Source organism: Pyruvatibacter sp. HU-CL02332, assembly GCF_040362765.1.
Lineage (GTDB): Bacteria > Pseudomonadota > Alphaproteobacteria > CGMCC-115125 > CGMCC-115125 > Pyruvatibacter.
Map to the genome: position 1 here is coordinate 2,141,536 of NZ_BAABWK010000001.1, position 23,150 is coordinate 2,164,685.

Annotated in this window: 19 protein-coding genes; 15 read left to right on the forward strand and 4 right to left on the reverse strand. The window is 58.8% G+C overall.

Annotation, left to right across the window (positions count from 1 at the left end):
• Window positions 1-9 precede the first annotated feature (9 nt).
• Window positions 10-1,434, forward strand: a complete 1,425-nt coding sequence (locus ABXH05_RS10170) for a sigma-54-dependent transcriptional regulator (RefSeq protein ID WP_353560902.1) — start codon at window positions 10-12, stop codon at window positions 1,432-1,434.
• A 23-nt stretch (window positions 1,435-1,457) separates the two neighbouring features.
• Here ABXH05_RS10170 and ABXH05_RS10175 read toward each other — a convergent pair whose 3' ends face one another.
• The gene (locus ABXH05_RS10175; RefSeq protein WP_353560903.1) at window positions 1,458-2,120 is read right to left on the reverse strand and encodes a TetR/AcrR family transcriptional regulator; all 663 of its coding nucleotides are present in this window, start codon (window positions 2,118-2,120) and stop codon (window positions 1,458-1,460) included.
• Between the two features lie 122 nt (window positions 2,121-2,242).
• Between ABXH05_RS10175 and ABXH05_RS10180 the strand changes: the two genes are divergently transcribed.
• The 14 genes from ABXH05_RS10180 (at window position 2,243) to cobA (ending at window position 20,748) form a co-directional block, all read left to right on the forward strand.
• Window positions 2,243-3,931 carry an FAD-dependent monooxygenase gene (locus ABXH05_RS10180; protein WP_353560904.1) on the forward strand — a complete coding sequence of 563 codons (1,689 nt, stop codon included), beginning with the start codon at window positions 2,243-2,245 and terminating at the stop codon, window positions 3,929-3,931.
• Window positions 3,928-4,716, forward strand: coding sequence for an SDR family oxidoreductase (locus ABXH05_RS10185; protein WP_353560905.1), 789 nt, complete (start codon window positions 3,928-3,930; stop codon window positions 4,714-4,716). Before ABXH05_RS10180 ends, ABXH05_RS10185 begins: the two co-directional genes overlap by 4 nt.
• 10 nt (window positions 4,717-4,726) lie before the next feature.
• Window positions 4,727-5,179 carry a DUF6640 family protein gene (locus tag ABXH05_RS10190; RefSeq protein WP_353560906.1) on the forward strand — a complete coding sequence of 151 codons (453 nt, stop codon included), beginning with the start codon at window positions 4,727-4,729 and terminating at the stop codon, window positions 5,177-5,179.
• Window positions 5,172-6,296 (forward strand): fumarylacetoacetate hydrolase family protein, encoded by a 1,125-nt coding sequence (locus ABXH05_RS10195; protein ID WP_353560907.1) that lies wholly within the window; start codon window positions 5,172-5,174, stop codon window positions 6,294-6,296. The genes ABXH05_RS10190 and ABXH05_RS10195 overlap by 8 nt, the downstream gene beginning before the upstream one ends.
• A 101-nt stretch (window positions 6,297-6,397) precedes the next feature.
• Entirely contained in the window at window positions 6,398-6,997 is a 600-nt protein-coding gene (locus ABXH05_RS10200; RefSeq protein ID WP_348137453.1) for an ANTAR domain-containing response regulator, read from the forward strand.
• Window positions 6,994-8,130 carry an ABC transporter substrate-binding protein gene (locus ABXH05_RS10205; RefSeq protein WP_353560908.1) on the forward strand — a complete coding sequence of 379 codons (1,137 nt, stop codon included), beginning with the start codon at window positions 6,994-6,996 and terminating at the stop codon, window positions 8,128-8,130. Before ABXH05_RS10200 ends, ABXH05_RS10205 begins: the two co-directional genes overlap by 4 nt.
• Window positions 8,131-8,453: 323 nt before the next feature.
• Window positions 8,454-9,701 carry a hypothetical protein gene (locus ABXH05_RS10210; protein WP_353560909.1) on the forward strand — a complete coding sequence of 416 codons (1,248 nt, stop codon included), beginning with the start codon at window positions 8,454-8,456 and terminating at the stop codon, window positions 9,699-9,701.
• 376 nt (window positions 9,702-10,077) lie between these two features.
• Window positions 10,078-11,499: a CmpA/NrtA family ABC transporter substrate-binding protein gene (locus tag ABXH05_RS10215; RefSeq protein ID WP_353560910.1), complete on the forward strand. Its 1,422-nt coding sequence runs from the start codon at window positions 10,078-10,080 to the stop codon at window positions 11,497-11,499.
• Window positions 11,500-11,596: 97 nt separating this feature from the next.
• On the forward strand, window positions 11,597-12,682 hold the full coding sequence (locus ABXH05_RS10220; protein WP_502947728.1) for an ABC transporter permease: 1,086 nt from the start codon (window positions 11,597-11,599) through the stop codon (window positions 12,680-12,682).
• An 11-nt stretch (window positions 12,683-12,693) separates the two neighbouring features.
• Window positions 12,694-14,445: an ABC transporter ATP-binding protein gene (locus ABXH05_RS10225; protein WP_353560911.1), complete on the forward strand. Its 1,752-nt coding sequence runs from the start codon at window positions 12,694-12,696 to the stop codon at window positions 14,443-14,445.
• Between the two features lie 12 nt (window positions 14,446-14,457).
• Window positions 14,458-16,935 carry a nitrite reductase large subunit NirB gene (nirB, locus tag ABXH05_RS10230; protein ID WP_502947729.1) on the forward strand — a complete coding sequence of 826 codons (2,478 nt, stop codon included), beginning with the start codon at window positions 14,458-14,460 and terminating at the stop codon, window positions 16,933-16,935.
• A gap of 11 nt (window positions 16,936-16,946) precedes the next feature.
• The gene (gene nirD / locus ABXH05_RS10235; protein ID WP_353561004.1) at window positions 16,947-17,297 is read left to right on the forward strand and encodes a nitrite reductase small subunit NirD; all 351 of its coding nucleotides are present in this window, start codon (window positions 16,947-16,949) and stop codon (window positions 17,295-17,297) included.
• A 3-nt stretch (window positions 17,298-17,300) separates the two neighbouring features.
• Window positions 17,301-19,964, forward strand: a complete 2,664-nt coding sequence (locus tag ABXH05_RS10240; protein WP_353560912.1) for a nitrate reductase — start codon at window positions 17,301-17,303, stop codon at window positions 19,962-19,964.
• Window positions 19,945-20,748 (forward strand): uroporphyrinogen-III C-methyltransferase, encoded by an 804-nt coding sequence (gene cobA / locus ABXH05_RS10245; RefSeq protein WP_353560913.1) that lies wholly within the window; start codon window positions 19,945-19,947, stop codon window positions 20,746-20,748. Before ABXH05_RS10240 ends, cobA begins: the two co-directional genes overlap by 20 nt.
• Here the strand turns inward: cobA and ABXH05_RS10250 are convergent.
• Genes ABXH05_RS10250 through ABXH05_RS10260 form a run of 3 tightly spaced genes read right to left on the reverse strand, consistent with a single transcriptional unit; the run spans window position 20,745 to window position 23,087 of the window.
• Entirely contained in the window at window positions 20,745-21,572 is an 828-nt protein-coding gene (locus ABXH05_RS10250) for an SDR family NAD(P)-dependent oxidoreductase (protein ID WP_353560914.1), read from the reverse strand. The two genes, cobA and ABXH05_RS10250, sit on opposite strands and share 4 nt — an antisense overlap.
• 30 nt (window positions 21,573-21,602) lie before the next feature.
• The gene (locus ABXH05_RS10255; protein ID WP_353560915.1) at window positions 21,603-22,475 is read right to left on the reverse strand and encodes a glutathione S-transferase family protein; all 873 of its coding nucleotides are present in this window, start codon (window positions 22,473-22,475) and stop codon (window positions 21,603-21,605) included.
• Window positions 22,476-22,526: 51 nt separating this feature from the next.
• Window positions 22,527-23,087: a cytochrome b gene (locus ABXH05_RS10260; protein ID WP_353560916.1), complete on the reverse strand. Its 561-nt coding sequence runs from the start codon at window positions 23,085-23,087 to the stop codon at window positions 22,527-22,529.
• Window positions 23,088-23,150: the final 63 nt, after the last annotated feature.

Sequence of the window (23,150 nt, forward strand, 5' to 3'; positions counted from 1 at the left end):
GGCTTTCCCATGGACACACCTGCAAAGATACTTCTTGTCGAAGACAGCCCCAGTCTGGTGCGCACCTATGTGGCGCAGCTGGAAAAGGGTGGTCATGTGGTGGAAACCGCAGTGACGATTTCCGAAGCTCAGCAAAAGCGCGCCCGCAGTACGCCGGACTGTGTGCTGATGGACCTGCAATTGCCCGACGGCAATGGCCTTGATCTCCTGCAAAGTTGGAGTGAGCTGGAGATCGACCTTCCAGTGGTCGTCATTACAGCCAACGGCTCCATGTCGTCGGCCATTGATGCCATGCGTGCGGGCGCGTGCGACTTTCTCGTCAAGCCGTTTGGCGCTGAACGCCTTCTCACCACGGTAGCCAATGCGGTTGATAAGGCACGACTGGCCCGGACGGTTGAGCGTCTTGTGACAACCGCACCCAAAGCCGGTGTTGGCGAGATGATCGGCTCCTCAAAAGCAATGCAGGCGGTTTATCAAACTTTAGAAATGTCAGCTGCCAGTGATGCGTCCGTATTCATTCAGGGCGAGAGTGGCACCGGCAAGGAGCTTGCCGCACGTGCCCTGCACAAGTTGAGCAACCGGGCCAAGGGTCCATTTGTGGCGCTTAATTGCGGGGCCATGGCGCGGGACCTTCTTGAAAGTGAACTGTTCGGCCACATCAAGGGCGCGTTCACCGGCGCCACATCAGATCGCGCAGGGGCCGCAGCCACAGCAGATGGCGGCACCCTGTTTCTGGATGAAATCTGCGAAATGGACATTGAGCTTCAAACGAAGCTACTGCGCTTCATTCAACTTGGGGAATATCGCCGCGTTGGTGAAGACAAGGCGCGTGTGGCGAATATCAGGTTCGTCTGCGCCACCAATCAGCATCCTGAGCAGGCGGTCCGCGATGGCCGGTTCCGTGAGGATCTGTTCTACCGCCTTCATGTTCTGCCCGTGTATATGCCGCCGTTGCGTGAACGCAATGGCGACCTGATCGAGCTTGCAGACGCGCTGCTCGCCAAGGCAATTGAAAAAGAAGGCTCATCCGTCGAAGGCTTCGCACCGGATGCAAGTGCGGCCATTGCCAGCCACGCCTGGCCGGGCAATGTGCGCGAGTTGGAAAACACAATTCGGCGGCTGGTTGTGTTGTGCCCCGGCAAAGAGATTACGGCGGACATGGTTCATGCCGCCATCGGACAGTCTACAGTTGTTGCACCTGCAGGCGCGCCGATAGAAACCCCGCCCGCTTTTGCCGGTGGCTCTCCAGTCAACACGCCGGTCTTTCCCGATATGGAAGACACCCGGCCCCTGTGGGAAATCGAACGCGATGCCATCGAGGGCACGATTTCGCGATGCGACGGCAACATACAGCTCGCCGCGCGCAAACTGGAGATCAGTCCCTCCACAATCTATCGCAAACGCGAAGGCTGGGACCGTAAGGCCAGTGCATGAGATCGGTGGCGGACCTGCGCAGATCAATCAGTGTTGGGGGCTAAGCTCAGGCTAGTCGGCAACGCGGACTCGTATTTTTCAATCACCCGTATGACTTTTGCCCGGGTCATGCCGAGCATCCGCAGGATGTTGAGGCACAGGCGGCGTGTCAGGTCAGCATCGCGGCCGTTCTTCAATTGGCTTTCAATGCCTGTGCGTATCAAGGCCACAACCTGTTCGAGTGTGAACTGATCGATCTCTTCATCGATCGCGCCTTGCTCCACGCATCGCTCAAGATCCGCTGCGAGGAACTGAAATGCCTCTTTGGGTCGCTCAGCGACGAGCGCTTTACTGTCCAGAAGGACGGCTGCCCAATCCGGCGAGTCCAGCATCAGATTAACAAAACGCGTGGTGGCCGTGACCATTCGCATCGGCCCGTCTTCGATCTCCGCCATCTCCATGTCCAGACGGCGGCTGACCTCGAACGCGATCTTGATAGCGACCTTCTTCAGAATGTCGTCTTTTGTCTGGAAGTGATTGTAGAACGTGCCGTTGGCAAGTCCGGCAGCGTCCGTCATGTCACTGATCTTCGCTGCTTCCATTCCCTTGCGCGCGATGACCGCAATGGCTGCGTCAAGCAGGGCCGCCTGAGTTCTGTCCCGTTTGCCGCCGGCCACGGCCGCTTGCGCAAAAAATCCTGCCTGCACTGAAACCTCCATACAAATACTGCCCCCACTATGCACGATTTCAGCTTGACTCACCAGTTATTTGAGAGTTATCTCAAAAATGAGAGTTATCTCAATAATGGATTTGTGAAGGCTGGGGATCCATGACGTCAGACATACCTGTTCTCATCATTGGTGCTGGTCCAGCGGGCCAGCTGTCGGCTTTGTCGCTCGCGCGGCAGGGGATTGCATCGGAGATCATTGATCGTCGCAGTGCCATCAGCACGGCCCCCAAGGCGCACGCCGTCAACGCACGGACGCTGGAAATCTGCCAAAGCCTTGGCATTGATGCCCAAGCCATACGGGACGCCGGGGCATCCGCCAATGACGCGGGCTGGGTCCGCTTCATGGGCAAACTGACGGGTCCCGAGTTCGGCTCGCTGCCCTATGAGCGTCAGGATGACGACGCCCTGGACAGCACGCCGTTCCCCCTGACCAATATTCCGCAGCCAAAGTTTGAAGCGATCCTTGAGCAAGCAACGACCGCAGACCCCCTCATCAGCTTCAGCCGTAACGCAACCTGCACCAGCCTGTCCCAGACGTCCGATGGCGTCAGTGTCACCATTGAGGACGCGAAAACCGGCAACACGGTTCAAAAGTCCTACGCCTATGTCATTGCCGCGGATGGGGCAGGCTCGCCCACCCGTCAGGCCCTGGGCATTGCCATGGACGGTCCAGAGGTCATCGAAAACTTCATCACCATCCACTTCGAGGCTGATCTGCGCTCCCTGACCGATGCGCGTCCCGGCGTTCTGTACTTCCTATTTGATCCCGATACGCAGGGCGTCCTCATTGCCTATGACCGCGGAAAAACCTGGGTGCTGATGCACAGCTATGATCCCTCAACTGAAACAGCGGCAGATTACGACGAGGCCCGCTGCCGGGACCTGGTGACAAAAGCCATCGGCAGCGCGGATGTTCAGGTAGATATTTGCACCATCGGATCCTGGGCCATGTCCGCGCAGGTGGCCGAAAGCTATAGCAAGGGACGGGTATTCCTTGTCGGAGATGCAGCCCATCGCTTTCCGCCGACCGGTGGACTTGGTCTCAACACAGGGGCAGGTGATGCCCAAAACCTGACCTGGAAGCTCGCTTCTGTCCTCAAGGGTCAGGCTTCACCGGAGCTGCTTGATACCTATGAAGCCGAGCGTCAGCCCATCGCACGGATCAACTCCGAACAAAGCCTGACCAATGCGTCAAAGATCTTTGATCTCATTATTCTGTTGCTTGGGTTGGACCCGGAAAAGACTGCGGAGCACTACGAGGCCGTAAGTGCTGACCCGTCAAAGGTCGAAGGCCTGCCGGACGCCGTGGAGGCACAGCGCCCACACTTCGACAGCTTTAATCTGCAAATCGGATATCGCTACGCCTCGTCAGCACTCAAGGGCGCTGACCCCTTGCCGCCGGCCGCAGAAATAGAAACGAGCCAGTTTCATCCAAGCTGGAACATTGGCGAGCACGTTCCCCATCACTGGGTTTTGCGCAACGGCAAGCGGGTCTCCACCCATGACATGCTGGCCGTTGACACATTCACCTTGTTGTCCGGCCCCAGGGCCAATGGCGCTTTTCAGGATACCGGCCTCGACATGTCATCGTGTCAGCAAGGCGCAGATTTTGGTGATGACGGCTTTGACTGGCAGGCCATGACCGGCCTTCCCGAAACCGGGGCAGTGCTGGTTCGCCCCGACGGGCACATCGCCGCGCGCTTCACCGGCGCTGAAGACAATACGCAGCAGCTTTTGAAAAACGCACTGGCGTCAGCCTTATCACTCAACGCGGGAGAAAACGCATGAACCTTGGATTGGAAAACCGCAAGGCCATCGTCTGCGCGTCGTCTCGCGGTCTTGGCAGAGCCTGCGCCACATCCCTGCTGCGTGAAGGCGTAAACGTCACCATCAATAGCCGCCACGCCGACACGCTGGAAGAAGCCCGGCAGGAAATGGCTGCCGAGCTGGGGATTTCTGTTGATCGCATTCAAGCGGTCGCGGCCGATCTCAATACGCCACAAGGGCGCGACACCCTTTTGGCAGCTTGTCCGGATGCGGACATTCTGGTGACCAACAATGAAGGTCCGCCCCCCGGCGAGTTCACCAAGTGGGAACTTGAAGACTGGCAGGCGGCACTTGACGCCAACATGCTGGCACCCGCCTTCATGATCAAAGGATTGATTGGCGGCATGAAGGAGCGCGGGTTCGGACGCATCATCAACATCACGTCCGCCATGGTGAAGTCACCCAATTACTATATGGGTCTCTCAACCGCTGCCCGCTCTGGCCTGACGGCCCTGTGCAAGGGCCTCTCAGTGGATGCAGCTCCCTTCAATGTGACCATCAACAACATGCTGCCGGAGCGGTTTGATACTGACCGGCAGGAACGCATGGCGCAGTTTGCCATGGCCGCCAAAGGCATTACGCGCGACGAAGCGCGCGCGGAAATCTGTGAAACCATCGCCGCAAAACGCATGGGCGAGCCCGAGGAATTCGGCGACGCATGCGCCTTCCTGTGCAGTGCCCAGGCCGGATTCATTTCCGGTCAGAACCTTCAACTCGACGGCGGCTCTTACGCCGGTCTCATCTAGGAGAAAGACCATGGACGCTCTCTACGACCAGACTCTTGTGCCGCGTATCATTTTTTCATTCATTGGTTTTGCCATTGCCGTCGGCCCGATGTTTGCCGACTTCAACAAGACCCACGCCACCAATCCTGCATGGACGCCCCACGCGAGGTTCCATGTGGTGTGGCAGGTGTTGAGCCAGGCCGGCGTGTCCATGGTCATCCTGTTTCTCCTTTGGACGCCATCACCGGATTACATCACCCATATCTGGCTTGCAGCCATCCTCAACTATATCTGGATGACCAGCTTCTTCATCACCCTGTCCACCATGTCGATCTTCGACGGTGCCCTGAAGGACGTGAACGGCATCAAGCCTTTCCGGTTCAACATCTTCGGCAAGATCTATCTGGTGGATACAAACCTGTTCGGCGCGACGATCTTCGTCCTGCTCAACTCAACTGGCGTCTGGCTCCTGGCCAATGCCTAAGGTTCTGTCCATGCGCAAGACACTGATCTTCATCTGGAGCATTCTTATGGTTCTGTCTCATCCAGCCGCAGCCGAGGTCGCCATTGCGCCCCGTGAGGTGGCCCTGACCTTCGCCCGTGTCGGATCGCCTGAGGCCCATCAGCTGATGCTGGTCTCGTCCTACGCGAATGGCCGCGTCGGAGGGGTCAATCTGTCTGACAGTTTTGGCGCGGACGCTGATGACCCGATCACCCTCTACGCGGCACAGGGATATGATGCCCTCGTGGCGGCTCAGGGGGCAGCGCTCGACGTCGCCGTTGAAGACCTGACATTGCCCGTGGACCTGACCGCATCTCATATTGCGGTCGGTACCAATTTTCCGGCGCATGCCGAAGAGGCCACAGTTGAAGATGGGCCCTTCCTGTTTGCAAAGGAGGTTGTGCCCACAGCGTTCAATGCGCCGGTGTCGCAGGGCGTTGCGCTTCTGGATTACGAAGTCGAGCTATGCTTCGTCGCACTAGAGGATTTTGACATTGCGTCGTCCCCCCAAAATGCGGGGCTCGTTCTGTGCAACGACGTGACGGATCGTGCGAAACTGATGCGGCACCTCAATCCCTCCGACGTGACGTCTGGCGATGGTTTCACAACTGGCAAGAGTGCGCCGGGCTACCTGCCCATCGGCAATCTTTTCGTCATTCCCCGCAATCTGCGTAGCTTCGCCCCGGAGGTTGATCTCAAGCTCTATCGCGGAGGTGATCTCGTACAGTCCGCCAAACAGTCTCTCGCCATCTGGGACTTTGACGAAATCCTTCGTCAGTCTGCGGATCGTGCCGATATCACCTGGGATTATGAGGGCCGCCAGGTCGGTTTGCCCATCACCAACGGAGTTGTTGCTGCGCGCACGGGCGTGCTGGCCGGAACACCGGACGGCACCGTGTTCAAAGGGGTTGACCGCATGGCCATGGTCATGGGCGTGGTCGACTGGCTGATGGGCGGATGGAACAAACCCCTGACCCACTGGGTGATCGAACGCCACATCGCCCGCGCCATGGCCCAGGGGGACTACCTGCAGTCCGGGGAAACCATGACTATCACCGCTGATTATCTGGGAGAACTGGCGAACCCAATCGTCGAGTAGAGTGCGATTGCCGCATAGCGGCCATCCAGGGAGTCATTGTCTCTTGATTTTATTGCGCCGCAAAAGTCACAATGCTGCATTGCACAAACAACTGACAGCTTATGCGCGACGCGACCCTCCGTATTCTGATCTACGACGAGAACACCATCCGGGCATCCATTCTTGAGGAAGGGTTGCGGGAGGCGGGGCTAGAGCAGATTGCTGTCGTCACCGAACTCAACGGCATTGTGGCGCGCATTGCCGAGTTCGACCCTCAGGTGATTTTTCTGGATCTGGCCAACCCCAATCGGGACCGGCTTGAAAGCATGCTGCAGGTCTCGCGCTCCATCAGCCGACCTATTGCGGTTTTCGTGGATGAGGCAGACAGCGCCACCATTGATGCTGCCGTCGATGCGGGCGTTTCGGCGTATATCGTCGATGGGCTGAAGAAAGAGCGTGTGACGTCAATCCTGGACATCACTATCAGCCGCTTCAACGCCTTCAACCGCCTGAAATCCGAGCTTGAAGAAGTCCGCACCGAACTGGCGGACCGCAAAGTCGTGGATCAGGCCAAGCTGCTGCTGATCAAGCGGCGTGGCATCACAGAAGATGAGGCCTATGCCTTGCTGCGGCGGACGGCCATGTCGCGCAACTGCCGCATTGCCGAGGTTGCGCAAAGTCTGGTGGTCGCCGCAGACCTGTTTCCGGAGGACAAGCTATGAGCACCGAAACTCTGCACATTACCGCAGGGTTCATTCCCTTGCTGGATGCGGCCATGCTCATTGTCGCCCGGGAAAAGGGGTTTGCCGCCGATCAGGCCATTGATCTTGAACTCGTGCGCGAAACATCCTGGGCCAGTATCCGCGACCGGGTCGTGATCGGGCATTTCGATGCGGCCCACATGCTGGCTCCCATGGCGATTGCCGGGTCACTCGCCTTGCCGCCGCTTCCCATGCCGTTTGTGGCTCCCATTGCCTTGGGCACGGGCCGAAACGCGATCACGGTGTCCAATGATCTGTGGCAGCTGCTCGCCGATACGGGCCTTGAAGACGGAGCCGATGCCGCCAGTGCTGTTAAAGCCCTGGCAAAGGCCAAGCAGGCAGCCATGGCCGACCGTCCCCTGGTATTTGCTGCAGTCCACACCTATTCCGCTCACGCCTATCTGCTGCGCTATTGGTTGGCGGAAGGGGGCCTGTTCGAAGGCCGGGACGTCCGGTTCGAGTTCGTGCCACCACCCTTCATGGGCGACGCACTGGCCAGCGGTGCCATAGATGGCTGCTGCGTCGGCGAACCCTGGAACACAGCTGCCGTTGCCAATGGCCATGGCCGGGTTCTAACCACCGGAGACCAGATCTGGGCCGGCGGGCCGGACAAGGTGCTGGGCATGCGTGAGGACTGGGCGTCCAAAAACCCCCGATCCGTCCATAGTCTTGTGCGCGCTTTGCAGGCGGCGGCACTTTGGGCAGACGATCCGCAAAATACGCAGGAACTGGCGGAAATCCTGTCAGGGCCGGCCTATCTGGATACATCGGTCAATTGGTTGCTCCCCGGCTTGTCAGGTGAAATGAGCTGCTCAAAAAGTGGCTTTGCGCGAGGCGGCGCCAGCCTGCCGGACCGCTCCCATGCCATATGGTTTGCCGCCCAGATGGCGCGGTGGGGCGAAGTCGAGCTGTCCGCCAGCATGGTTGACGCGGCTGCCGCTACCTACCAACCAGACGTTTTTGCCGAAGCACTGGGCGACGAGCACCGGGCAGGTGCTGCGGATGAAAAGGGCGCGACCTGCCAGTTGTTCGATGCCCGGGAGTTCAATCCCGAGCAGCTGGATGACTATCTCGCGGCATTCCAGAAGCCCTGACGGAGCGCCTCGGCACAGAGGCAATGGCCCGCTTTTTAGTCACCGGGCGTCAAATTTTGTGCAACTGCGAACACTGCAGCATCCTCCGTATACGGACAGCCCTTCAAAACTCCCAAAAAAGGGATTGGCACGGTTTCTGCTTATTGGTGGTCAGATCGCAAAGTTGCGATTCCAACAAACCGGGTCCAAGGACGGACCCGATTGGCAACGCTGCCGATGCTGGCTAACCGGACTGAAACCCGGCGAGCCTGGCCATCGAGCAGCGTTTTTTTGTGTCTGGAGGTCGCATCAAGCAGGCCACCGACACCACTAAGGAGCTGGGAATGAAAGCCGCCAACCGAAAACAATTTAGACGCAGTCTTCTGGCTGCGTGCTCTGTCCTCGCCATGAGTGGTGGTGCTGGCGTGACGTCAGCCACTGCTGAAGAGGCAGCATCGTCATCAATCGTGAAACCAATTGTCGACGCCCGCCTGCGCTATGAACACGTGGATCAGGATGGGTTTGCCAATGATGCCGACGCGGTCACGGCGCGTGTGCGCGCTGGCCTGGAGACCAGACCCTACAAGGGTTTTTCGGTTCTGCTGGAAGCCGAAATCGTTGAAGGGTTCACCGAAGACTACAACTCAACAACCAATGGCCGCGGCGCATTCCCGGTGGTGGCTGATCCAGACAATGTGGAGCTCAACCGCGCACAGATCACCTATACGGGCATAGATGGCGTCAAGTTTGTCGGTGGTCGCCAACGGATCATCCTCGACGATGCCCGCTTCGTGGGGAATGTAGGCTGGCGTCAGAACGAGCAGACATATGACGCAGCATTGCTTGAAGTAACCGCCATTCCGGACCTCAAGGCCACCTATGCCTATCTCAGCGCCGTACAGCGTATTTTCGGCAATGAAAGCCCGAACGGTAAGTTCGACGCGGCCAACAGCCACATCATCAATCTGGGTTACACCGGCATTCCCGGCATCAGCGTGGGGGCCTATGGCTACCTGTTTGACCTGGATGAGGCGCCGGCACTTTCCACACAGACCTATGGTGTGCGTGCATCAGCCAAATACGACATCACCGAAGGCATCCCGATCATGGCCAAGGCTGCCTACGCCATCCAGTCAGAGTATGGCGACAATCCGGGCAACTACGATCTCGACTACTACATGGCGTCGCTGGGCACCAAGGCATATGGCTTTGATGCGTCTGTGACCTACGAAGTGCTTGAGGGTGACAGCACCCGTGGCTTCAGCACACCGCTTGCCACACTCCACAAGTTCCAGGGTTGGGCTGACGTGTTCCTGGCAACACCAGCCAATGGCATTGAGGACCTGTACGGCCGGGTTGGCTACACCAGTGGCAAGGTCGGACCCTTCGCAAAAATCATTGGCGCTGCCATCTATCATGACTTTGAAAGCGAGAACGGCGGCGGCAGCCTCGGCAGCGAAGTTGATCTGCTTCTCAAAGGTGTGCTGAACAAGAAGCTCTCTCTCACCGCCAAATACGCCAACTATGACGGCCCTGCGGGCGGTCCGGCGGATCGCGAGAAGCTCTCCATTCAGGTCGACTGGAAGCTCTAGGGACCTGTGAAACACCACCCTATCGCTGCACTGCACAATGTTTGAGCGGTCTGGGCGGCGGGTGCTGAACAAAAGGGCGGAAGGCTGGCGCAAAGGTCGCTGGCCTTCCGCAAAATGGCGCAAACCTTGGGTTTTCCACCTTGGCATGCCCATTGCTACTTAGAGGTCAGGTGCACCTACGCGCCACATTATCAATAAACGACCAGCCCAATGACGGGTGGTCATGGCAGCGCTGCCGACGGGATGAGACGCCATTTATGGCGTGGTCTCACGCCCGACGGACAGCGCTTTTTTTGTGCCTGACTGTCACCCGGGAGGGGCAGGCAAGGCTCTCACCGTCCGGCCAGATGGCCGGACCGACTGGAGGTTCACACCGATGAAACTGACCCCCGCATCAGGGTTTTCATCCGTATCAGGAACAATCCGACGTGCCACCCAGGTGGTGGCCGTCGCCGCCGCAGCAACCATCGCTGCGACAGGCCTGTCTCAGGCTGAATCAGTCTTTCCCGAGAAGGACGAGCTGAAGTTCGGCTTTATCAAACTCACGGATATGGCACCTCTCGCCGTGGCCTATGAAAAAGGCTACTTCGAAGACGAAGGCCTGTTCGTGACGCTCGAACCGCAGGCCAACTGGAAAGTGCTTCTCGACCGGGTCATCACCGGTGAGCTGGACGGCGCCCACATGTTGGCGGGCCAGCCTCTTGCTGCCACCATTGGCTACGGCACCAAGGCGCACATCATTACGCCCTTCTCAATGGACCTGAACGGCAACGGCATCACGGTTTCCAACGAAGTGTGGGACATGATGAAGCCGAACATTCCAAAAATGGCTGACGGTCGTCCGCAGCACCCCATCAAGGCGGATTATCTCAAGCCAGTCGTTGACCAGTTCAAGGCAGATGGCAAAGCCTTCAAGATGGGCATGGTGTTCCCGGTCTCGACCCATAACTACGAGCTGCGCTACTGGCTTGCTGCCGGTGGCATTCACCCGGGCTACTACTCTGAAAGCGACATCTCCGGACAGATCTCAGCAGATGCGCTTTTGTCCGTAACGCCGCCGCCGCAGATGCCTGCAACCCTCGAAGCCGGCACCATTCACGGCTATTGCGTAGGTGAACCATGGAACCAGCAGGCTGTGTTCAAGGGCATCGGCGTACCGGTCATCACCGACTACGAAATCTGGAAGAACAATCCGGAAAAAGTCTTCGGTATCACGGCAGAGTTCGCCGAGAAGAACCCAAACACGGTAACGGCGCTCACCAAAGCACTGATACGTGCGGCGATGTGGCTTGACGAGAACGACAATGCCAACCGCATGGAAGCCGTCGAGATTCTCGCACGCTCTGAATATGTCGGTGCTGATGAAGAAGTCATCGCCAACTCCATGACGGGTACCTTCGAATATGAGAAGGGCGACAAGCGGGACATTCCAGACTTCAACGTCTTCTTCCGCTACTTCGCAACCTATCCCTACTACTCAGACGCCGTCTGGTATCTCAGCCAGATGCGCCGGTGGGGCCAGATCACCGACACTAAGCCTGACGAATGGTACGAGGAAATTGCCGCCAGTGTGTATCGCCCGGACCTCTACCTCACAGCAGCGCGTGCGCTGGTTGATGAAGGCAAGGCCAATGAAGCCGACTTCCCCTGGGACACAGACGGCTATCGCGAAGCCACTGACGAGTTCATCGACGGTGTCAGCTTTGATGGACGTACCCCCAACGCCTATCTCGCCGATTTTCCGATCGGTCTGAAGCAGGGTGACGTTGTTTCCGAAGATGGTGTGACGGGCGGCTAAGGCCCGACACACATACACGGCGCGCTGCCGGGCCCCAGCCCCTTCTTTGCCCGGCAGCGCACTTTTTTCCGAACAAGATTTTGAGGCGTATCCAGTCATGGCGATGACGACAGTTGACGAAACAGCGATTGATGAAGCGAAGGAAGAGCGCCGCGCGCGCCGTCTGACGCAGATCAACAAGGTCGCAACCTATTTTGATGTGGTAGGCCTCGGTTTCCTTGTGCCGCTCATGCGCATGGCCGCAGGCGATAACCCGAAGCAACAGATGCAGGCCCTCTGGCGCGCTCTTGTCGTGCCACTCATGGGGATTGCTGCATTCGTTTTCCTGTGGGCAACCCTTGCGCCGCAGGTCCAGACATCCCTCGGCGCCATTCCGGGTCCCGCAGCCGTTATGGAGCAGGTGGGCGTTCTCTACGATGATCATGTGTCCGAGCGTTCCAAGGCGGATGCCTTTTTGGAACGTCAGGAAGCGCGTAACGCAGCGCTTGTCGCTGAAGGCCAGGAAGACCGTGTCAAATGGCGCAGCTACACCGGCAAACCAACCTATCTGGACCAGATTTTCACCAGCCTGATCACCGTGGCCCTGGGCTTTTTTGTGGCGACGATCCTCGCCATCCCGCTGGGCATCATGTGCGGACTGTCGCCGCTGGTGAACGGCGCTCTCAATCCACTCATTCAGATATTCAAACCTGTGTCGCCGCTGGCCTGGCTACCGATCGTGACCATGGTGGTGTCAGCGCTCTACGTGAATTCAAGTGATCTGCTGCCCAAATCACTGGTCATCTCGGCCTTGACCGTCACCCTGTGTTCCCTGTGGCCGACGCTCATCAACACAGCCCTTGGTGTGTCGTCCATTGATCGCGATCTCATCAATGTCGGCAAGGTGTTGCAGCTGCCGCGGGTAACAACCATCCGGAAGGTGGTTCTGCCGTCCGCAATGCCACTCATCTTTACGGGTCTGCGTCTGTCGTTGGGTGTCGGCTGGATGGTGCTGATCGCGGCTGAAATGCTGGCGCAGAATCCCGGCCTTGGAAAGTTCGTCTGGGACGAGTTCCAGAACGGATCTTCTGACTCCCTTGCACGCATCATTGTCGCCGTGCTGACCATCGGTCTCATCGGCTTCCTGCTTGATCGGCTGATGTACGCCCTGCAGGCCGCCTTCACCTATTCAGCACAGCGCTAGGAGCAGGCTCGATGGCATTTCTTGAACTCAAAGACGTTTCAAAAAGCTACGGCGAAGGTGATCAGTTCACCGAAGTCCTGTCCGGTATCGATCTTGAGGTGGAGGAGGGTGAGTTTGTCGCCATTGTCGGTTTCTCAGGCAGCGGCAAGACCACGCTCATTTCTTCAATCGCCGGGCTGGTCATGCCCGACAAGGGCACCGTGTCTCTCAAGGGCAAGGAGATTAAGGGTCCCGGTCCCGACCGGGGTCTGGTTTTCCAGTCCTATTCCCTCATGCCCTGGCTGACCGTCAGCGAAAACATCGGCCTTGCGGTCGATACGGTTTTCAAAAAAGACAGCAAGACCGCCCGCGCGGAACGCACCCAGAAATATGTGGACATGGTGGGTCTCAGCCACGCGGCTGACCGCATGCCGTCCGAATTGTCCGGTGGTATGCGTCAACGCGTGGCGGTGGCCCGCGCTCTGGCCATGGACCCGGACATTCTGCTGCTGGATGAACCCCTGTCCGCGCTGGATGCCCTGACCCGCGCCAAGCTGCAGGACGAAATTGAAGACATCTGGGCAGAAGACAAGAAGACCGTCATCCTCATCACCAATGATGTGGACGAAGCGATTTTGCTTGCAGATCGCATCATTCCCCTGGACCCCGGTCCCCGGGCCAAGCTGGGTCCATCCTTCAAGGTCGAGCTGCCGCGCCCCCGCGACCGCACGGCGATCAACGAAAACCCGGACTTCATTGCCCTGCGCGCCAGGGTCACCAACTACCTGATTGAAGTCGGCGCGACGGCCAAGGCCAAAGGCGGTGATACGGAACGCGACGCGCCCAACGTCACACCCATCACGCAGAACACACCAAAGCTGCCGGACGCCTATCTCAAGGCAGCGGATTCGCCGGTCGAACGCAAATATGTCGAGATCTTTGAAGCCAAGAAGATCTATCCAACGCCAAAAGGGCCACTCACTGTTCTTGAAGACTTCACGCTCAACATGGATCGCGGTGAATTCGTTACGCTGATCGGTCACTCGGGCTGCGGCAAGTCAACTGTCCTTTCCATGGTCGCCGGACTCAATGAGATTTCCGGCGGCGGCATCATTCTCGACAACAAGGAGATCGCGGGTGCCGGTCCTGACCGTGCAGTGGTGTTCCAGGCGCCGTCGCTCATGCCATGGCTCACAGCGCGCGAAAACGTGGCGCTGGGTGTGGACCGGGTTTATCCACACGCCTCGCCAGCCGAACGGCGCGACGTGGTCGAGTATTACCTTGAGCGTGTTGGCCTGGCCGACGCCATGCACAAGCAGGCAGCGGATTTGTCCAACGGCATGAAGCAGCGTGTCGGCATTGCGCGCGCCTTTGCCTTGTCCCCCAAGCTTCTTCTTCTTGATGAGCCCTTCGGCATGCTCGACAGCCTGACGCGCTGGGAGTTGCAGGAAGTGCTGATGGATGTATGGAAGCGCACCCAGGTGACGTCCATCTGCGTCACCCACGATGTGGACGAAGCCATTTTGCTGGCGGACCGCATCATCATGATGACCAACGGACCGCGCGCCACCATCGGCAAAATTCTCAAAGTCGATCTGCCGCGGCCCCGCACCCGTGCCCAGCTCCTCGAACACCCAGACTACTACCGCTATCGCGGTGAGGTGCTCGCGTTCCTTGAAGAATATGAGCACGGCGCAAAACCAAAGCCGAAACCCGTCATTGCCGATCCTCAAGATGAGGACGAGGACATGTCGCCCCCTGAACCCCAAGCCGCAATTGCATAAGGAGAACGCCGAATGGCACCCGATATTGTAGATATGCCCCAGCGGCAAAAGCTGGTGATTGTCGGCAACGGCATGGCACCGGGCCGAATGCTTGAGGAACTGCTCAAGCGCTCACCGCGCGCGTATGACATCACCATCTTCAACGCAGAGCCGCGCGTGAACTACGACCGCATCATGCTGTCGCCGGTCCTGTCGGCTGAAAAGACGTTTGAAGACATCATCATCCACGATGATGACTGGTACGCCGCCAACGACATTACCTTGCACAAGGGCAAGCGCGTGGCGCGCATTGACCGTGATGCGAAAGTTGTCGAGGCGGAAGATGGCACGGCGGCCTCCTATGATCGCCTCGTACTGGCAACCGGATCATCACCCTTCATCATTCCGGTACCCGGCCATGATCTGCCCGGCGTGCTGGCCTATCGCGATCTGGATGACGTGGACGCCATGGTTGAGGCCGCTGAACATGGCGGCAAGGCAGTCGTCATCGGCGGTGGGCTGCTTGGCCTCGAAGCTGCGGCAGGGCTGCAGATGCGCGGCATGGACGTCACGGTCATCCACCTCATGCCAACCCTGATGGAGCGTCAGCTCGATACGGCAGCTGGGCACCTGCTGCGCCAGGCGGTGGAAGCCCGCGGCATCAAGGTCCTGACGGAAGCCAACACCCAGTCAATCACTGAAAAAGACGGCAAGGTTGCTGGCGTTCAAATTGAAGATGGTCGGCTTCTGCCAGCGGACATCGTGGTGATGGCCGTTGGTATCAAACCCAGCAGCGGCATTGCGAAAGACGCGGGCCTGACCGTCGGTCGTGGTATCAGCGTAGATGACACTCTCTGCACCTCAGACCCAGCCGTATCGGCTGTTGGCGAATGTGTTGAGCATCGCGGCATGTGCTACGGGCTGGTGGCACCTCTTTATGAGATGGCCAAAACCCTCGCAGCCAATCTCGCCGGCGAAGAAGCGTCCTACACGGGCTCTGTAACCTCAACGAAACTCAAGGTCACCGGCATCAACCTCTTCTCCGCCGGGGATTTTGCCGATGCGGAAGGACGCGAAGAGATCGTGTTACGGGATGCCTCGAACGGCGTCTATCGACGGCTTGTTCTGGAGGACAACCGCATCGTTGGTGCTGTGCTGTACGGCGATGTGGCGGATGGCGCCTGGTTCTTTGACCTGATCAAGCGCAGCACTGACATCTCAGAAATGCGCGACACAGTGATCTTCGGTCAGGGCTTTGCAGGGGGTACCCCCCTGGACCCTACGGCGGCCGTTGCAGCCTTGCCGGATGATGGCGAGATCTGTGGCTGTAACGGCATTTGCAAAGGTACGATTGTCGAGGCAATTGGCGAACTGGGCCTGAAAGACGTCGAAGGCGTGCGCATGCACACCAAGGCATCCGCCTCTTGCGGCTCATGCACCGGACTGGTGGAGCAGCTGCTGACCCTGTCACTGGGAGATGACTATGACCCCGCCGGTGTGCCGCCCATGTGTGGCTGCACGGATCTTGGACATGGTGATGTGCGCCGCCTGATTGTTGCGAAGAACCTCAAGACCATTCCTGATGTGATGCAGGAACTGGAATGGACGTCATCATGCGGCTGCGCCAAATGCCGTCCGGCACTCAATTACTATCTGCTGGCCACATGGCCGGGTGAATATACGGACGACAACCAGTCCCGCTTCATCAACGAACGGGTGCACGCCAACATCCAAAAGGATGGCACTTACTCCGTGGTCCCCCGCATGTGGGGCGGCATCACAAGTGCTGATGAGCTGCGCGCCATTGCGGACGTGACAGACAAGTTCAATGTGCCCACGGTGAAAGTCACCGGCGGCCAGCGTATCGACCTTCTGGGCATCCAGAAGGAAGACCTGCCGGCAGTCTGGGCAGACTTGAATGCTGCCGGTCTTGTGTCCGGTCATGCCTATGGCAAGGCCTTGCGCACCGTCAAAACATGCGTCGGCACGGACTGGTGCCGCTTTGGAACGCAGGACTCAACAGGCTTTGGCATCCGCATAGAAAAATTCATGTGGGGCTCATGGACGCCAGCGAAAGTGAAGATGGCCGTATCCGGCTGTCCACGTAACTGCTCTGAAGCGACCTGCAAGGACGTTGGCGTCATCTGTGTGGACTCGGGATACGAAATTCACTTCGCAGGCGCTGCCGGGCTGGAGATCAAGGGTACCGTTGTTCTGGGACACGCCTCCACCGAAGACGAAGCTCTGGAAATCATTGTCGCGGTGACGCAGCTCTACCGTGAGCAGGCTTACTATCTTGAGCGCATCCATAAATGGGCGGCCCGTGTTGGTGTCGACACGGTGCGTGAGCAGATCATGGATGATGTCGAACGGCGCAAGGCCCTGTTCGAGCGGTTCTGCTACTCACAGAAATTTTCGCAGATCGACCCATGGGCAGAACGCGTCCAGGGCGATCAGGCGCATGAGTTCATGCCTCTGGCTGATCTCACGCGCATGCAGGCAGCGGAGTAACCCCGATGACAATCGACACAGATTTCATAGACATCGGCACGGTCGAAGATGTGCCGGTGCGCGGCTCGCGGCTGGTAAAGACGCCCGACGCTACCATCGCGATCTTCAAGACCATGGAGGGGCAGATATTTGCCATCGAAGACAAGTGCCCGCACCTGTCAGGACCATTGTCTCAGGGGATCGTCCACGGCAACCGGGTTACCTGTCCCTTGCATAACCTTGTGATCGACCTTGCCAATGGTCAGGCGGATGGACCGGGCGGCGGGCCAAACGGCAAATGCGTAAAGACCTTCCCCATTGAAATCATGGATGGCCGCATCCTCCTCAAGCCGTTTGACGTGCCAAGCGAGAAGGTGGCCTGATCTTTGACGAATGCCGCTCCCATCAAGACGACATGCCCCTATTGCGGCGTAGGGTGCGGCGTGGTGGCAACACCCAATGAGGACGCAAGCGTCTCGATTGCCGGAGACAAGGAGCACCCGGCGAGCTTTGGCCGTCTGTGCTCCAAAGGGTCTGCTCTTGGCGAAACGCTGTCGCTCGATGACCGGCTTTTGCACCCTCACATCCATGGTGAGCAGGTGGGCTGGGATGCCGCGCTGTCCCATGTGGCAGATGCATTCCGCACATCCATCGACGCCCACGGCCCGGACTCGGTGGCGATATACGGCTCAGGTCAGTTGCTCACCGAGGACTATTATGTTGCCAACAAGCTGATGAAGGGGTTCATCGGCTCCGGCAACATGGACACCAATTCGCGGCTGTGCATGGCGTCTTCGGTGGCTGGTCACAAGCGGGCCTTCGGCAGCGACACGGTGCCGGGGTCCTATGAGGACCTCGATGAAGCGGATCTTGTGGTTCTGGTCGGGTCCAACTTTGCGTGGTGCCATCCAGTGCTGTTCCAGCGCCTGCAGACTGCGCAGGCCAAGCGCGGCACCAAGGTGGTGGTGATTGACCCCAGCAAGACGGCAACCGCCCAGGCCGCCGACATGCACCTTGCAATCAGGCCCGGCGCGGATGTGGCGCTTTTCAATGGCCTGCTGGCACACTTGTCCAAAGCAGGTTTGACCGACACGGCCTTTGTCGCCGACCACACATCAGGCCACGCAGATGCGCTTGGTGTTGCCGGTGAACCCGACCTGTACCAATTGGCTGACATCACCGGCATCGAGACCATCACTCTGCAGCGCTTCTATGAGCTGTTTGCTGCCACGAGCAAGACCGTCACGATTTACTCGCAGGGCGTCAACCAATCCTCTGCAGGGACCGACAAGGTCAACGCCATCATCAACTGTCACCTGTTGACCGGGCGGATCGGCAAACCCGGCTCCGGACCGTTCTCCATCACCGGCCAGCCCAACGCCATGGGCGGGCGCGAAGTCGGTGGTCTGGCAAATCAGCTCGCCGCCCACATGTCCGTGGAGGACGCGGATGATCGGGACCGGGTGGGGCGCTTCTGGGGCACGTCGTCGGTAACCTCGACCGCAGGTCTGAAGGCGGTGGACCTGTTCAAAGCCATCGAGCGAGGCGACATCAAGATCCTTTGGGTCATGGCCACAAATCCCGCAGCCAGCATGCCTGAAGCAGATCTGGTGGCGGCAGCTCTCAAAAAATGTCCAACGGTCATCGTCTCTGACGTCACGGCCACAACACGAACCGCAAAGCTGGCTGACGTCTTATTGCCCGCCGCAGGCTGGGGTGAGAAAGACGGCACCGTCACCAATTCCGAACGCCGTATCTCCCGCCAGAGAAAGTTCCTGCCGCTTCCCGGAGAAGCCCGTCCGGACTGGTGGATCATGTCTCAGGTCGCGCAGCGCCTGGGGTTTGATGGTTTTGGCTACACTGCCCCCTCGGGGATTTTTGCGGAGCATGCCGCCCTGTCAGCATTTGAGAATGAGGGCAGTCGAGACTTTGACATTGGTGCCTATGCGAACCTCTCGCCCCATGCCTATGACGCCCTGACCCCATTTCAATGGCCCGCGCCCAATTCAAGGCCGGCGGGCACCAAGCGGCTTTTTGCCAGTGGAGGCTTCTTCACGCCAAACCGCCGGGCGAACTTTGTCCCAACGCCGCACCGACCGCCCGCCTCTACAACCTGCGACCGTTTTCCCCTGGTCCTCAATACCGGGCGCGTGCGCGACCAATGGCATACCATGACGCGGACGGGAAAGACCGGCCGTCTCTTCGCACATACATCAGAACCCTATGTGGAAATTCATCCTGATGATGCCTGCGCTGCCGACATAGAGGCAGCTGACCTGGTGGCCGTTGAAAGCACACGCGGACGCATCATGGCCCGGGCACTGGTCGCGGACCGGCAGGTGCGGGGAAACATATTTGTGCCCATGCACTGGACGGACCCCTACGCCAGCTGCGCGCACCCGGATGTTCTTGTCGGTCCCCATGTGGACCCCGTGTCGGGTCAGCCGGAACTCAAACACACGCCCGTGCGGATTTCCCGTGTGCCGGCCACGTGGCATGGCTTTGTCATGTCCATGGACAAGCCGGACGTTGAAAGCTTTGATTATTGGGCGCTGGGACGAACCGATGCGGGATGGCGTGGAGAAATCGCGGGACTGTCGTCCGAAAAGCCGCTGGAAGCGCTGGCCACGGACATCCTGGGAGGTGGAGCTGCGGCCGGCGCCGACGTGCTGTCCTCATTCGACTTGAAAATTGGGATCTATCGGACCGCCGTCTTCAATGACGGGCGACTGCACAGCCTGCTGCTCCTGTCGCCTCAACCCGTAGAGGCAGCGCGCGCCTGGTTGTGTGATCAGCTTGGTCAGACATTTGAGGGTCAGGCGCGGCATTACGTTCTGGCCGGTCGGGCCGGTGTCGATCAGCCCGACAAGGGCGCCATCATCTGCTCATGCTTTCAGGTCGGTCTCAACGAAATCGCCGCTGCGGCAACGGACGGAGCAGGCAGTGTGGATGCGGTGGGCAGCTGCACCAAAGCTGGCACCAATTGCGGCTCCTGCCGGATGGAGATCAAACGCATTGTGGAGACGATCAATGTCAAACAAGCCGTTTAAGACAGGCAGCGTCATGCTGGTGGGTGCTGGTCCCGGTGACCCGGAGCTTCTCACGGTCAAGGCGGTGCGCGCCCTCGAAGGCGCGGATGTGGTTCTGTATGACAGCCTTGTCACAGCGGACATTTTGCATCTCGCGCGGCGGGGTGCTGCACGCATTTGCGTCGGCAAACGGGCCGCGCGTGCCAGCTGCAGACAGGAAGACATCAATGCGCTGATGGTTCAGCTGGCGCGAGACGGAAAACGCGTCGTCAGGCTCAAGTCCGGTGACCCATCGATTTTTGGGCGCAGCGGCGAAGAGATTGCAACACTTGAGGCTGGTGGCATCGACGTAACCATTGTACCCGGCATCACCACGGCCTCGGCATTGGCCGCAGACCTCAAAACATCCCTCACGCACCGCGACCATGCCCAGTCCGTTCGCTTTGTGACAGCCCATGGCGCCAGTGGCGGCTTGCCCGAAGACGCTGACTGGCGTGGACTGGCAAACCCCTCCACCACGCTCATCGTCTATATGGGCGCCCGCACAAGCCGGGCTCTCGCCACCCGCCTGATGGGGGAGGGGCGCGTCGGGTCAACGCCGGTTGTCGTCAGTGAAAACGTCTCCAGACCCAGTGCCCGTCACACGGTCTCAACTCTGTCGGCGCTGGCCGTCGGCGACATAGATATGGATGTGTCCAATCCGGTGTTGATCTCCGTTGGTGAAGTGTTTCGCAGCGCGAAGATCAACCACAGCATCGAACCTGACGTGCCCTTGGCGACACCTCAGGCAGCAGTGGCTCTCTAGGAGTCGTTGCCCGCCTCATATTGTTCGGCAATCTGCGTGCCGATCTGGCCGCCCAGTTCAAACAGCTTGTCCGGGTCCGAGTGGCGCATTTTGGCAAGATCAAGCTCAACGCCGCTGGCAAAGAGCAGTTCGGGTACATTGTTCTTGACCGCATCCAGAATGGCCTTGGCGCAATCCATCGGGTCGTCGCCGCCTTCAATCGCGTCATCCGACTTGCCCCGCGTTGAACCATCCGCTGTGAACGCATTGCGCGACACATTGGTGGCAACCGAACCCGGCAGCACATTGGTGACGTTGATGTTGTGGCGACCGGCAACCTCGGTGCGCAGCGCATCCATGTAACCGATGAGCCCGTGCTTGGCTGCCGAATAGGCCGTGCGCAGAGGCGCGCCAATGCGACCGGCCACGGAGCTGATGGCAATGATATGCGCGCCGCCCGCCTCAGCCATGCGCGCGAGTTGCAGCTGCGTCAGCCAGATTGGTGCAATCAGATCGATGTTGATCAGATCCGTATAGACCTGCGGCGCTGTGTTGATGGCCAGGCTGCGCTGGCTGACGCCGGCATTGTTGACCAGAATATCAACGCGGCCTTTCCATGCCCATGCGTCGGCAACCTTGGCTTCGAGCGCCGCGTAGTCAGTGGTTTCAAAAGGAAGGATCAGAGTATCCGTCGGCAGCTGGTCCGCGACCGCCTGCAGCGCATCGACACGCCGACCCGACAGGATGATATGTGCGCCATCAGCCGCGAATGATTTGGCGAGGGCTTCGCCGATGCCGGAGGAGGCACCTGTGATCCAGACGATCTTGTCGTTGAAATTTGTCATTGGGAGTTAGTCCTGTCTTGGTATGGCCGCCTAAGCAGATTTTGCAACGACGCGCTGAAGTGTTGTGCCGCGAAGGGCCTGTGCCGCGTGAAGCAGGCTGGTGATGGCACCAATGGGGCCACCCGAAGGCACTTCATTGCGAAAGTTCGGATCACTATGCAGACGATCGAACCATTGGCCAACCGCAGGATGCAGTTTGTGGAGCGGATAGCTCGAATTGATCAGGCGCTGCGCATAGATGTACCAGGCGATATCGGCCAGCGTGATTTCAGAACCGGTCAGATAGAGCTGATTGGCGAGCGTCTTGTCAAAGCTGTTGAACTGGGCACGGAAATTGTTGAAAGCGCGCGCTGCCTGCTCGTCCGTCACCTTGCCGTGCTTGACAATGTCACGCCAGAATTTGAGCTCGGCCTGCTTGTGACTGTCGACTTGTCCTTCAACCGTCCCTGACCCGAGTTCCTCATATTTTTTCAGCTCTGACTCCGGGCGCTTTGTGAGAAACGACGGGAACATGAACCGCATGGTCAGCGCTCGGATGTCCATGTGCAGGTCATCTTCTGCTTTTAGCAGGGCACGAATTTCGTCCGACTTGTCATCCGGCATGAGGCGACGCTCGGGAAACTGTGCCTCCAGATATTCCAGAATGTCGTTGCTCTCGATGATGACCTTGCCGTCATGGATCAGCGTCGGCACGAGCCCGCGTGGGTTGATGCCCATGTACCAGGCCGTGTGATGCTCTTTGCGGGCTAGGTTGAGATGATGCCCGGTCCACTCAATCCCCTTGAGCCGCAGGAAGATGCGGGTTTTCTGCGAGCATGTGGAACCCGAAAAGTGGAAGAGATGCAGTCCCTTCCAATCCAGCACTTCTTTGGTCTGAATATCTTCTTCAAGCAGTACAACCATGGGTGATGTCCCTGTCTTCGATGCGGTGATGATGAAGCCGAGCCAGAGGCATCAGGCCGCTTTTTCACTCTTCCAGAATTTGAGCATGCGGCCGGTCACGCCGTCGCGCACAATGATGACGTGATAGAGCGCCGCCACAATATGCAGCGCGATAAGGGCAATGATCGCCTTGGTGGCAAAGTCGTGGAACCACCGGAAGAAGCCAAAGCTCTCCAGATTGCCGATACCGTCCCCAAACGAGAACAGGCCGAAGGGGGCAACAATGGAATTGGCGTTCATGGCGGAGAGAATGCCGGACACGATCAGCCAGCCGATCAGAATGTAGAGCGCCCAGTGCGCCACATGCGCCAGCAGCTTCTGCCAGTCGGCCATTTCCGCCGGAAGTGCGGGCGCGCCGTTCTTCCAGCGCAGATACAGCCGAATGACAAACAGCACCGCGACGATGGTGCCCATGGTGGCGTGGTCACTGCGCGACTCGAAGCGATCCGCGTCGGCCATCACATCCCCGAACTTCTGGGCAATCACCAGGTCCGCCATGATCATGATGGCCATGAGCCAGTGAATGACTTTCTGAGCGACCGAAAAATCTGCCCGCGTAACGTCCTGTGCCAATTGCCGTCTCCCGCCCGTTTTGGTGAATTTATTAATTCCGGCAGTTGACATAATTATGATTTA

Excerpts from the sequence above, each read along its gene's own strand:
- ABXH05_RS10170 (WP_353560902.1), top strand. The coding sequence starts at position 10 with ATGGACACACCTGCAAAGATACTTCTTGTCGAAGACAGCCCCAGTCTG.
- ABXH05_RS10180 (WP_353560904.1), top strand. The coding sequence starts at position 2,243 with ATGACGTCAGACATACCTGTTCTCATCATTGGTGCTGGTCCAGCGGGC.
- ABXH05_RS10185 (WP_353560905.1), top strand. The coding sequence starts at position 3,928 with ATGAACCTTGGATTGGAAAACCGCAAGGCCATCGTCTGCGCGTCGTCT.
- ABXH05_RS10190 (WP_353560906.1), top strand. The coding sequence starts at position 4,727 with ATGGACGCTCTCTACGACCAGACTCTTGTGCCGCGTATCATTTTTTCA.
- ABXH05_RS10195 (WP_353560907.1), top strand. The coding sequence starts at position 5,172 with ATGCCTAAGGTTCTGTCCATGCGCAAGACACTGATCTTCATCTGGAGC.
- ABXH05_RS10200 (WP_348137453.1), top strand. The coding sequence starts at position 6,398 with ATGCGCGACGCGACCCTCCGTATTCTGATCTACGACGAGAACACCATC.
- ABXH05_RS10205 (WP_353560908.1), top strand. The coding sequence starts at position 6,994 with ATGAGCACCGAAACTCTGCACATTACCGCAGGGTTCATTCCCTTGCTG.
- ABXH05_RS10210 (WP_353560909.1), top strand. The coding sequence starts at position 8,454 with ATGAAAGCCGCCAACCGAAAACAATTTAGACGCAGTCTTCTGGCTGCG.
- ABXH05_RS10215 (WP_353560910.1), top strand. The coding sequence starts at position 10,078 with ATGAAACTGACCCCCGCATCAGGGTTTTCATCCGTATCAGGAACAATC.
- ABXH05_RS10220 (WP_502947728.1), top strand. The coding sequence starts at position 11,597 with ATGGCGATGACGACAGTTGACGAAACAGCGATTGATGAAGCGAAGGAA.
- ABXH05_RS10225 (WP_353560911.1), top strand. The coding sequence starts at position 12,694 with ATGGCATTTCTTGAACTCAAAGACGTTTCAAAAAGCTACGGCGAAGGT.
- nirB (WP_502947729.1), top strand. The coding sequence starts at position 14,458 with ATGGCACCCGATATTGTAGATATGCCCCAGCGGCAAAAGCTGGTGATT.
- cobA (WP_353560913.1), top strand. The coding sequence starts at position 19,945 with ATGTCAAACAAGCCGTTTAAGACAGGCAGCGTCATGCTGGTGGGTGCT.
- ABXH05_RS10250 (WP_353560914.1), bottom strand. The coding sequence starts at position 21,572 with ATGACAAATTTCAACGACAAGATCGTCTGGATCACAGGTGCCTCCTCC.
- ABXH05_RS10255 (WP_353560915.1), bottom strand. The coding sequence starts at position 22,475 with ATGGTTGTACTGCTTGAAGAAGATATTCAGACCAAAGAAGTGCTGGAT.